This window comes from Thermocladium sp. ECH_B (assembly GCA_001516585.1).
In the GTDB taxonomy this organism is placed as follows: Archaea; Thermoproteota; Thermoprotei; order Thermoproteales; family Thermocladiaceae; genus Thermocladium.
Window position 1 is genome coordinate 1 of record LOBW01000084.1, and the last position, 7,321, is coordinate 7,321.

The 7,321-nt window shown below is 51.4% G+C and carries 4 protein-coding genes and 2 pseudogenes; 1 reads left to right on the forward strand and 5 read right to left on the reverse strand.

Annotation, left to right across the window (positions count from 1 at the left end):
• The 4 genes and pseudogenes from AT710_08555 to AT710_08570 form a co-directional block, all read right to left on the reverse strand.
• Positions 1 to 852, reverse strand: a pseudogene (locus AT710_08555).
• Between the two features lie 235 nt (positions 853 to 1,087).
• Positions 1,088 to 2,370, reverse strand: a pseudogene (locus AT710_08560) (hydroxypyruvate reductase).
• Positions 2,371 to 2,382: 12 nt separating this feature from the next.
• Positions 2,383 to 3,627 (reverse strand): hypothetical protein, encoded by a 1,245-nt coding sequence (locus tag AT710_08565; GenBank protein KUO90661.1) that lies wholly within the window; start codon positions 3,625 to 3,627, stop codon positions 2,383 to 2,385.
• Positions 3,620 to 5,014 carry a dehydrogenase gene (locus AT710_08570; GenBank protein KUO90662.1) on the reverse strand — a complete coding sequence of 465 codons (1,395 nt, stop codon included), beginning with the start codon at positions 5,012 to 5,014 and terminating at the stop codon, positions 3,620 to 3,622. Before AT710_08570 ends, AT710_08565 begins: the two co-directional genes overlap by 8 nt.
• A gap of 82 nt (positions 5,015 to 5,096) precedes the next feature.
• On the opposite strand from AT710_08570, the gene AT710_08575 reads away from it, so the two are divergent.
• Entirely contained in the window at positions 5,097 to 5,948 is an 852-nt protein-coding gene (locus tag AT710_08575) for a hypothetical protein (GenBank protein KUO90663.1), read from the forward strand.
• Here AT710_08575 and AT710_08580 read toward each other — a convergent pair.
• Positions 5,945 to 7,096, reverse strand: coding sequence for a GTP-binding protein (locus AT710_08580; GenBank protein ID KUO90664.1), 1,152 nt, complete (start codon positions 7,094 to 7,096; stop codon positions 5,945 to 5,947). The genes AT710_08575 and AT710_08580 overlap by 4 nt on opposite strands.
• Positions 7,097 to 7,321: the final 225 nt, after the last annotated feature.

A 7,321-nucleotide genomic window follows, 5' to 3' on the forward strand; every position in this document is an offset into this window, starting at 1 on the left:
CCATATGCCCGCCACCAGGTACCCCACGCCAACATAGCCATAAGCGGAGCCGAGCTTAAGTATTGCTGGGGTCCATATGCTCACCGCATATAGATCGGTTACCCAGAAGAAATAGATGAGGGCAAGCATTATGGTAACTGGGTTAGCCAGCGCGGAGCCTATGCTTTGCTTAACCTTCTTGGCCGCCTCCTCCGCCTCCTTATTGAGGGCCGCGATCAACGCATTCTTCTCCTCTGGGGATAGCCAAGTAGCCTCGTTTGGCCTATTAGTCATAAATATGTAGGCAATGGGCGAGAAGATGAGGGCAAGTAGCACCTCTATATAGAATAGCCAGCGCCAACCTATTGTGGTTATTATGTAGCCCGCTAATGGGCCATTAATTATTTCGGAGACCGGAATAGCCATCATGAAGAGAGCCACTGCCTGCGCCCTCCATTTCTGCGGGAACCAAAGGGATAGATAGTATATGACGCCGGGGAAGAATGCGCCCTCCATGAATCCCTCAATGAATCTATATATGTAAAGCTCCATAACATTGGTGACCGTGCCGACCAGTATTCCGAATAATCCCCACCCGGCGAGGAATATCGCTATAACTACCTTGGCTCCGATCTTATCGACCAGGTAAGTGCCCGGCATCTGGAATATGAAGTAGCCAATGAAGAATATGCCCGAGGCAAGCCCCAGCGCAGAGTAGCTGAACCCCAGTAATTGATGCATTGGGACCTCGGCGAATCCAATGTTAACCCTATCAAGGAAGGCTATTACATATAGTATGAACACGAATGGTATTATCCTTACCCAGAGCTTTCTTATCGCCTCATTAAGTACGTATGTGTTTTGACCAGCCATTATAAGGGTGATTCAAAGTTATTTATAACGATTATTACCAAATAATATATTCTATAAATGTATAAGACAAAATGATAAGGCAACATTAGAATCCATCTTAATAACAATATTAATTATCACCAATATATAATTAATATAATTTGAGGTGACGAATAAAGTTGCATACTAATTATTCGCTAGGTAATTCCATAACATAGCATTTAACGAATTCTATAACCGTATTACCAAGCCGCGCCTAGGCATGAGGCGTATCATCAATTATTATTGCCGCCACTATATTCAAGTTGCTTCAGTTAAGCCGGTCCTGATCAATGATCCGGTGGCCTCGTAAATCGCGGCTGTATTGTTTCTCCTCAATTCCTCTGCTGCATAGATGCCGCGCGCCCTAGCCTCATTGATTGTGTTTCCATCGGCAATGCAGCCAGCTGCCCCCATGTTTCCGTCAAGCCCATCAGTGGCCAAAGCCAATAAACCGACCCCATTCATGTCTCTCACGCTCAAAGCGAATCCAGTGCACATCTCAGTGGTTCTGCCCCCCACTCCATTGCCAACCACCGTAACCGTTGGTTCGCCCCCCACAAGAATGATGCCTCTCCTCAACGGCACGCCTCTCTTGATCGAGTCCAGCGCAATGCTGGCCAGGAATCTGCCCACTTCCCGTGCCTCCCCCTCCATCCTCGACGTCAATATTAGGGATGGATGCCCCCTCTTCTCCAGCCACTCAGCGACTCCCCTTAACACATCCATATTGGAGGCCACCACAACAGTGATAGCTCCCCCTAATTCCTTCGGCGTCTCCTCCCTGAGCCCCCGCTCTCCCTCCTCCAATACTCGCTTAACACTGGGGGGAGCAGTGTCCCAAACGCCGTTTCTCCTTAATGATGCTATGGCATCCCCATACGTAGTTGGATCGGGAACGGTGGGGCCGCTTGCTATTGTTGCCGGGTCATCGCCAGGCACATCGCTCGCCAACAGGGAAACGACGCGTCCGCCCCGCCTCATCACTAGCCTACCTAATTGCCCGCCCTTAACCATGGAGATATGCTTCCTAACGGCATTGATCTCATTAATCGTGGCTCCGCTCCTTATCATGAGATCATTGAGTCGACGCAAATCATCGAGTGACACCCCCTCCACAGGTAACTCCACTAGAGCTGATCCTCCGCCGCTGACTAGGAAGAGAACCACGTCCCCCTCACTAATCTTCTCCAGCAATGAGAGTATCCTCTGCGCGGCCTCTAGGCTGGCCTCGCTTGGCAATGGGTGAGTTGATTCAATTATAGGGATCATCCTTAATCGGCCCGGCGTGCCCTTTGGAACCACGGCCACCCCGCTCACTATGTTGGGTCCCAATTCATCCTCGGCGGCGGCCGCCATGGATATGGCTCCCTTCCCGATGGCCACGACATGTACCCTCCCGTTCAGGGTGGAGCCTCGTAGCCATTGCCTTGTCTTCCTATAGAGATCCGCCTCCTCCAGTATGCGGCTGATCAATTCCTTGGCAAGCGATTCATCCATTATGCATCCCGATCAGCGTGGTGCCTGATTCATCAATGAGTCCACCAATACTTGTGAAATGTCGACTACGCTTCCATCCATGTCCAGGTTAACGAAGCATATGGGGCATGCGGTCACTATCTTGGAGGCGCTTGTCTCCTTCAATTCATTGAATCTAAGGACAGCCACGTTATTCGACACCCTTGGGTAGAACGCCTCATCGGGCCCGCCGCAGCACATGGTGTTTTTACCATTGTGGCGAGGCATCTTCACTTGGCCCACTTTGCTCAGGAGCTCGAGGGGTTTATCGTAATTCATCCTCCTCTTTAGGTGGCAGGGCTCATGATAGGTCACGGAATCGCCGAGGCTCTTGAACTGGAGGGAACCCAGGAGGTCCAGGTAATGAACCACCTCGAAATCAAAGCTAGGCACGTACTTCGGGTACTCGTTAATCAATATGTCATATGTATGTGGATCAATTACTATTATCCTCTTCACCCCCTTCTCGTGAAATAGATCGGCGACTTGCCTAGCGTAATTAGCGANCTCGTTTACGTACCCCATATCGAGGAGGAGCGTGCCGGGGTACGGCTCATCCACGCCCAAGTACCTGAACTTGATTCCGGCCGCCTTGAGTAGGGTAACCACGTTGCGTAGGTACTTCTCCATCTTATCCTTTACCTCCTTATCGTAGAGTCCCCGCATGATTTTAGCCAAGGCAGGTGCGCGCGTGATTAGGCTCGACCCAATCCTCATTAGCTCCATGTTGCCGTTAAGCAATTCCCTCAATTTCTTATTATACGCCATTAATTGATACATGTGGCCCGTGTATAGTATAGTGGTTGAGTCATTATCGAACTCAATGCCATTGGCCCAATCGGCGCACTTATCCCCTAGGCCCAGTGGATCCCTATACCTCAGAGTCAGCTCCACTATCATCCTAGCTATTGGGTGCTCCTGCCTCTTCTCGAGGAGTTGCCCACTAGCTATGACTTGCTTCATGTAGTCACTGGCCCTCCCCGCATTCACNCCGGCGGGGCACACCTGTAGGCACGCGTAGCAGCTTAGGCATGAATTAAAGGCGTCCCCCACAGATAACTTGCTTCTCCCGCTTCTACTAACCTCCTCTAGGAACTCCTTCGCTAGGTTAATCCTGCCCCTGGCCCCCATTGACGCCCTGTAATCGCTTGCCGGCAATGTTGGGCAAACCGCCTCACAGAACCCGCAGTTTATGCATGCCGTGACTTCCTTCTCCAACGCTGTTAGGACGCTAATCAAAGAGTTTCCCCCTGTTTAGGAGATTCTTTGGATCGAAAACCTTCTTTATTTGCCTCATTAGCTCCAAGTTAACTAGGGTGCCCCTGGCCTTGAACTCCTCAACCAGTAACTGCTTCTTCTCCAGCCCAATGCCATGCTCGGCCGAGACGCTGCCTCCATGCCTCACCGCTATCATGCCTGTCTCCAACAGGAACGAGGAGACCCTGCGCATCTCATTCTCCTTACTGGTGTCGGCGAATATGTTGAGGTGTATATTTCCATCCCCTATATGGCCGAAGAGGGATACCTTGAAGCCATAATTCCTTATCGCGTTATCTATATCCAGCAGCGTGGCGGGCACCTCGGTTGATGGAACCACTATATCGCCTATTATCACCTTCTCTCCAGGCGCAGTCCGCTCCATTAGGAGGGAGGAGTAGAGCCCCTTCCTAGCTAAGTATATCCGCTCCATCTCGGCGGGGTCAGTCGTTATTCTCAGACTCATGGGGCTAGTCGACTTAAGCACCTCCGCGGCCGACTCCAGATCCTTCTGAAGCGATTCCTCGGTTGACGCTATATCTATTATCAACATGTAATTAGCTTCCTGCGGGTAATCCACGCCCTTCCCCTTCTTGGCTGCCTCCATGGATATCCTATCCATGAATTCCGCTATGTATGGTATTATCCCCGCCTCCTTCAACTTAGCAACCGCTCTCCCCGCCGCATCTATTGACTCATAGTAAACAAGTATTCTGCCTATCCTCCGGGGAATGGGCGCTATCTTAAGCGTGGCCTTAGTTATTATGCCCAGCGTTCCCTCGCTTCCAATCATTAACGCCGTTAAGTCATAACCTATCGACCTCTTGAGGACGCGGCCCCCGAATTGAGCCACCTCGCCGGTCGGCAGAACCACCTCCATGCCGAGCACCCACTCCTTTGTTGCGCCATACATTACCCCCCTCAAGCCCCCAGCGTTAGTGGATAGTGAGCCCCCAACGGTGGCGGCCAGGGAACTGGCGGGGTCTGGGGGATAAAAGTAATTAAACTTCGATAAGTACGCGTTAAGCGTGTCCAGCCTCACGCCTGCCTCGGCCACGACGTACCTATCCGGTATGCTCGTCTCCAGTATCTTGTCGAAGCGATTCATGCTTATCACTACCCCGCCCCGCATAGGCACCGAGGAGCCGGTGAGCGATGTGCCGCCGCCCCTCACATACATGGGAACCTCATTCGCGTAACACGCCTTCACTACCCTGGATAGTTCCTCAGTGCTTCCCGGGAGCACTACGGCAATGGGTTCCTCGCCAATGAAGTAGGAGGCATCGCGCATATATGGAAGCATGTCCTCCCTAGTGGTAAGCACGTGATTATCGCCAACCGCCTTCCTTAATTCATCGATGATGGACATATATATCACTAATAGTTCCCATTAATAAGCATTAACAAGGAGGGGTCGATACGTTTTTATGCCAGCATGAATGCCCAATCAAGTGGATGCCCCAATACTGCGGAGGGATGCCATTTTTTGGAGCGGGGAGTGGCGGTCCCTGCCTAAGATGAAGCATGGAGCCGTCTTCCTAATGGTAAGCAATATAGCCGTGCAAGCCAAGGTATGTGAGTACAGGGTTCACCTGAGCAACATGATGCCCCGGGAAGTGGGGGAGGCGAGCCTAGGCGGCATTGAGGAGCACGGGAGGCAACTAGGGGTCAGGGCGGAGGCCGGTTATGATTTGGATGTTGGGAAGAGCGTTCCAACCCTGGTTAATAGGGGGGAGGAGGGGGTCGAGTACTTCAATAACGTGGTTGGGTCCAGATGGATAGGCAAAGTGGATTTAAGCAATCCATCGCCCGAGGTAGCTGTAGTTGATTTAGTGAGCGGGGTCCCCATCCTGGGCCAAATAGATATGGTGATTCCATTAAAGGAGGCACTGGGGATAATTGAGCTGAAGACGACGGGCAGCCGCTTCATGGAGATACGCGACCACGAGATGATGCAAGCATCGATTTACTGCGTCATGATGAGGCGACTAGGCTTCAAGTGCTCAAGGGCGTTCGTGGTTAAGGTGATGAGGGGCGCCAGCTTCGTTTTGAGGAATGAGGTTGAGGAATTAAGAGGCAAGTTACTGGACATGCCTCCCGGCCAAGCGACGCGGGTGGGCAGCGCCTTGATTAGGGATGTCAAGGTGGATGAATCCGGCGTGATGAGGGATATAGAGAACGCATTGGGGTATTGGCTATATAAGAGGAACCCAACCCATAATAACTCGATCAGTAACTGCAAGCACTGTGATTATAGATTCACCTGCCCATTCTCGACGGCTAGGGGAAGGAATCGCTTCTAGGAGTGTATCTCTATTATGTTCTGATCATCCAGCACGTAATTGAGGCCCACCTTCTTATAGAGATTCGGGTAGTCCTCCATCCTCCACACCCTGGCGTACCTGAAGTTCTCATAGAGGCTCGTGTGTATTGACTTAGCGACGTCCCCCACGGTTGATCCGCGCCGCATGATGAGGGGCTTCCTGGAGTATGTATCCATTTGAGTATTCTTCGAATAGATCCTAATCAAGTCAAGCCTCCTCAGTATGGTCTCGCTTAATTGCTTCCTGTTTATCCTGCACTTCACTAGGGACGCCGGGATCCTGGGCTCTAACTCAATTCCAGCTAGGCTCCCCCTATCGATTAGATCCACCTTATTTATCAGGAATATGCTGGGCTTATAGACATAGTTCTTATACAGCGCGTCCTCCACATCATCCAGCGTGGCCTCGCCATTTATCGTTACCTGGGCATTCAATATGCCGTAATCCGCTAATAGCCTCTTGATGGAGTCAATGGAGCAGCCGTGAAACGAGCCCGAGACCTGTATGCCCCCGCTCACGGTCCTCTTGATGCTTATCAATGCACGGGGCTGCCTAATCAATATTCCATGCCCCTTAAATATCTCCTCTATCCTCCTCACTTGCTCCTCTATGTTGCTTGAGGCATCCAGCACTATTATCAATCCATCCACGTTCCTGGCAAGGGAGGCCGCGAGGACATTGNTGTCGCTCTCCGCATCGAAGGGGTTAAGCGAGGGGAACTTAACTAATTGGTAATATATAAGGTCCTCTATGAACATGCCTGGAATCGGTTGGGAATCAGTGAATGGAACATCATCCGGCTCCACGTTCGCATTAGTCAAGCACTTCAGTAGGCTTGATTTACCGGAACTAGGCAGCCCAACCACGCCAAGCTGCGCATCCCCCTCCTTCTCCACATATATGGTCCTGCCCCCACGGCTCCCCTTCTCCTTCTTCTGCTTAAGCTCGATCTCCTGCCTCAACGCCGCAATCCTATGCCTAACGAAGTGAACAAGGTTCTCCGTGCCCTTATGCTTCGGTATTGAACTCAGGAACTCCTCTAGGGCCGCTATCTTCTCCTCATCTGTCTTGGCATTCATTGCCTTCATCCACTTAGCCTTGGCCTCCGGAGGCAGGTTAGTTGGCATCTCGTCAAGGGGAACAAGCAAGGAAATATAAGTTTTTAATCCGGTTAATAGGCAGCAGCGAGTGACCATGCGTAGGGTTCTAAGCTTACTGCTCCTCCTAATACTAGTGATTAGGATGGCTGGTAAGGGGGATCTAGCGAAGGCGGCGAAGCGAGGAGAGGAGAGAATACGGAGGAGGCTGAGGCAATGATTGGGGAACCCCTTTTTAATGCATTCATGAGGGGG

Coding starts and splice junctions, on each gene's coding strand:
- AT710_08570 (KUO90662.1), bottom strand. CDS start 5,014: ATGTCCATCATCGATGAATTAAGGAAGGCGGTTGGCGATAATCACGTG.